This is a genomic window from Dyadobacter sp. (assembly GCF_051859145.1).
In the GTDB taxonomy this organism is placed as follows: Bacteria; Bacteroidota; Bacteroidia; order Cytophagales; family Spirosomataceae; genus Dyadobacter.
This window is the reverse complement of sequence record NZ_JBHYGF010000392.1, coordinates 1-3832: the sequence shown is the minus strand read 5'-3', so window position 1 is coordinate 3832 and position 3832 is coordinate 1. Positions and strand designations below refer to the sequence as shown.

At 49.3% G+C, this 3832-nt stretch carries 3 protein-coding genes; all 3 read left to right on the top strand.

What is annotated here, in order from left to right; all coding sequences use genetic code 11:
* On the top strand, positions 1-1514 hold a 1514-nt coding region (locus tag ACTIE6_RS19990), incomplete at its 5' end, for a putative inorganic carbon transporter subunit DabA (protein WP_439558328.1).
* 111 nt (positions 1515-1625) lie between these two features.
* Positions 1626-2804, top strand: coding sequence for a cysteine desulfurase family protein (locus tag ACTIE6_RS19985; RefSeq protein ID WP_439558327.1), 1179 nt, complete (start codon positions 1626-1628; stop codon positions 2802-2804).
* On the top strand, positions 2788-3832 hold a 1045-nt coding region (locus tag ACTIE6_RS19980), incomplete at its 3' end, for an XdhC family protein (protein ID WP_439558326.1). The genes ACTIE6_RS19985 and ACTIE6_RS19980, both read left to right, overlap by 17 nt.

Sequence of the window (3832 nt, the reverse complement as noted above, 5' to 3'; positions counted from 1 at the left end):
AAACTTCTAATCAGCAGGAGACAATGCAAATGCCAACAACCGGTATAATGGACGCTACCAGCAGCTCATTCGATGAGCGGGAAACGCTGGATGAATTGAAGCGTCTTTTACCTATCCGGCTACCTTCGAAGGAATTCATTCACGAGAACCCGTTGAAAGGATTTCGTACTTCGAAGTTTCATGCTGGTGTGCGGCAGGCTGCTGAAATCCTGGACTACAAAATTTCCCTTTCTCCCGAAGCTTTCCGGGCGCTGTACAATGCACGAAAAGTAACACCCGACATTCTTGAAAAGGTGCTTCTTGAACAAGCCGGGGATGATCATACGTCTGAATGGAGGGAGCGGGTTTTGTTCAAAAAGTATACAGGCAATACAACTCCAAGAATCGGTGCATTGCGGGCAGTCTGGAAAAATACCTGCCGTATCGATCTCAATGCAAAAGTTCATCCCACACTTTTCAGGATACTCAGCGCCTATCTCGAACAAGGCGGCGCATTCTGGAAATTTCCTTTGCATGAAAATGGCTTCCTGGCTTCGCTCAGGAAAATGGAACAGAATAGTTTAGCAAGTATTTTCAAAACCAGCCACGCGAGAAACCTGCTGATATATACCCAATGCGATATCCCCTACCTCCTGGATACGATAGTGGGCGACGAATCGCTTTTTAAACACTATCTTTTCGACCAGCAGTTTGCGCACCCGGGCTGGTCGGGACTGGTATCCACCGCGGAGGATCAACCCGGAAACCTCCCGGATGGAAGAAAGATATCGCTGCACGATCTTGTCGCATTTGAGCTTTTGCTCGAAATTGACGCCATCGACAGACAATTTGGTGCAGAATGGGCGCCGCTCGCAGCGCGACTTGCCCAGCCACTGCCCGACCTTTTCGCCGAAGTACCAACCACGGAACTAAGCCGGGTGCTGACCATCTGGCAGGAAGCTTTTGAATGGAGCTATTATAATCAGGTACTGGCGCCCATTCGGGAGCAGAAGGAAGTCCGCGTTGTTCCGCCTGACCAGCACAAACACCTGCCCGCACGCATTTGCCTGATCGGGAGCAGCTCACTTTTTGAAAACATCAATCAGGACGGACACATTATGCTGCATTCCTATGATCATACCGCAGACCACGACGGTACCTCGCTGCTGAACATACTGAAAGTTAATATCCCTCTTTACGGAGAAAGCAGCCTCGCCGATTTCTTTTCAAAAAGCGATAAAAAACAGAATGGTTTCAAAAGGATTCTCCATCAAATCAACAAGTTCCTGGGGTTTGCAGATCATTCTTCGGGTGATTTAAGATCCGGCTTGCCTCGCGAATTGACGGAGAACCGGGAGCCAATGCGGGTACTTTTCATCGTGGAACAGGAGCCGCACACCATTTTAGATACCATCAAAAAGCTGGACAGTATTTATCAATGGTTTGTCAATGAATGGGTTCACCTCGTGGCGGCAGACCCGCTCAGCAAGCAGCTATACCTGTTTAAAGAAGGTACTTTTGAACCTTATACATAAGTTACTACCGGGACTCCGGTAATCTGTTCGTTTTAGTTTGGAAACCATCTTGTTCATGAAATGAGATGGTTTTTTGTTTAATTTGGTTAAACAGGAAATACCTGGTTCCTGATGAAAGAAATTATGGCCGTGAAGCTGCCCGTTTACCTCGATAACAATGCTACTACTCCCATGGACCCGAGGGTTCTGGAAGAAATGCTGCCTTACTTCTGCGAGAAGTTCGGTAATGCGGCCAGCAGAACGCATTCATACGGTTGGGAAGCCGAGGAAGCGGTGGATATTGCGCGCGAGCAGGTAGCTGCATTGATCGGTGCACATACCAATGAAATTGTCTTCACTTCCGGCGCGACAGAAGCTGTTAACCTGGCCATAAAAGGTGTACTGGAAGCCGACGAACGGACGCATCAACATATTATTACCATTTCCACCGAGCATAAAGCAGTATTGGATACCTGCCGGCATTTGGAAAACAATGCGGTACACGTGACTTACCTGCCAGTTGAGCGTGACGGAACCGTCGATCTGCAATTGTTACAAAAATCGATCACAGGCAGTACGGTTATGATTTGCATTATGTATGCCAACAATGAAACGGGGGTTGTGCATCCGATCCGGGAAATAGCAGCGATTGCCAGGCAACATCACGTACTCCTGCTCACAGATGCAACGCAGGCGGTTGGTAAAATCCCGGTGAATGTGGAGGAAGATGGAATTGACCTGCTTGCTTTCAGCGCGCACAAAATGTACGGTCCCAAGGGAATGGGCGCATTGTACGTGCGCAAGAAGAACCCGGCTGTCACGCTCACCGCCCAGATCGACGGCGGCGGCCACGAGCGCAACATGCGGAGCGGTACCCTGAATGTACCCGGCATTGTGGGCTTTGGAAAAGCCTGTGAGCTTTGCCTGGAAGAAATGAATGCCGAATCAATGCGGCTGGCGAAGCTGCGTGACCAGTTTGAAACAGAACTTACAGCAATTGGCGGGATTAGTATCAATGGAACCACCGCATCGCGCCTGCCACACACGACCAATATTGCATTTGAAGGAACAGAAGGTGAAAAACTGATTTTTGAAGCGGGCAGCGACATTGCTTTCTCGCGCAGCTCTGCCTGTTCCTCCGCCACTTTGCAGCCGAGCTACGTACTGAAAGCAATGGGATTATCCGACGAAACAATCCATAACTCATTCCGTTTTAGCTTCGGGCGATTTTCGACGGAAGAAGATGTTGCGCATAGTGTGAAGGTATTATCATCCATTGTAAAAGCGCACCGCAGTGAAAGAGATCAGTGAAATCATTAAATCCTATGAACAGGCGATAGCTGCCGGAAAGAAAATGGCGCTGGCTACGGTCGTGCACGTGGAAGGTTCCTCCTACCGGCGGCCCGGCGCGCGCATGCTCGTTACCGATGACGGACAACTTACAGGCGCGATCAGCGGCGGCTGTCTGGAAGGCGATGCACTCAGAAAAGCGCTTTTGGCCATTTCACAACAGAAAAACAAGCTGGTTACCTACGATACCACTGACGAAAATGACACCACACTCGGCGTTCAGCTGGGTTGTAATGGTATCGTGCATATTTTGTTTGAACCCATTCAGCCTGCACAGCCCGACAATCCGGTTGAGCTACTGAAAAGGGTTTTGGCGAAAAGGCAGCACGCAGTCGCAATTACATTGTTTTCTCTCAACTCGCGCACAGGTCAGCAGCCGGGAACCTGCTTTTTGCATTTGCAGGATGATAACCTCATTTTTAACAATGGTGAAGACCTGCTTTCCTCCACGATCCTGATGGAAGAATCAGTCAATGCGTATCAGGCGGGAGATTCCTTTTTCAAAAACTTTAATCTGCAAAAACAGGAAATAACCGGCTTCGTCGAGTATTTCAATCCCCCACCCGCTCTGATCATCGCCGGCGCGGGCAATGATACCATTCCGCTGGTGGAAATGGCGGCGGTATTGGGCTGGGATATTACCGTGGCAGACGGTCGCAGCGGCCACGCTACTAGGCAGCGATTCCCGAAAGCAAACAGGGTAATTGTTACAAAAGCGGAGGATTTGCTGGGCCACGTTCCTACTGATAACAGGACATTTTTCCTGCTTATGACGCATAATTACAACTATGATCTGGCACTTCTGAAAGCATTGATCCTTAAAGATCAGTTCAGGTACATTGGCGCGCTCGGACCCAAGAAGAAGCTGAACCGGATGTTTGATGAACTTTCCAAAGAAGGAATCGAAGTAACCGAGGCGCAGAAGTCGCGGATTTTCGGCCCTGTGGGAATGGATATTGGGGCTGAAACTTCGGAAGAAATTGCATTGT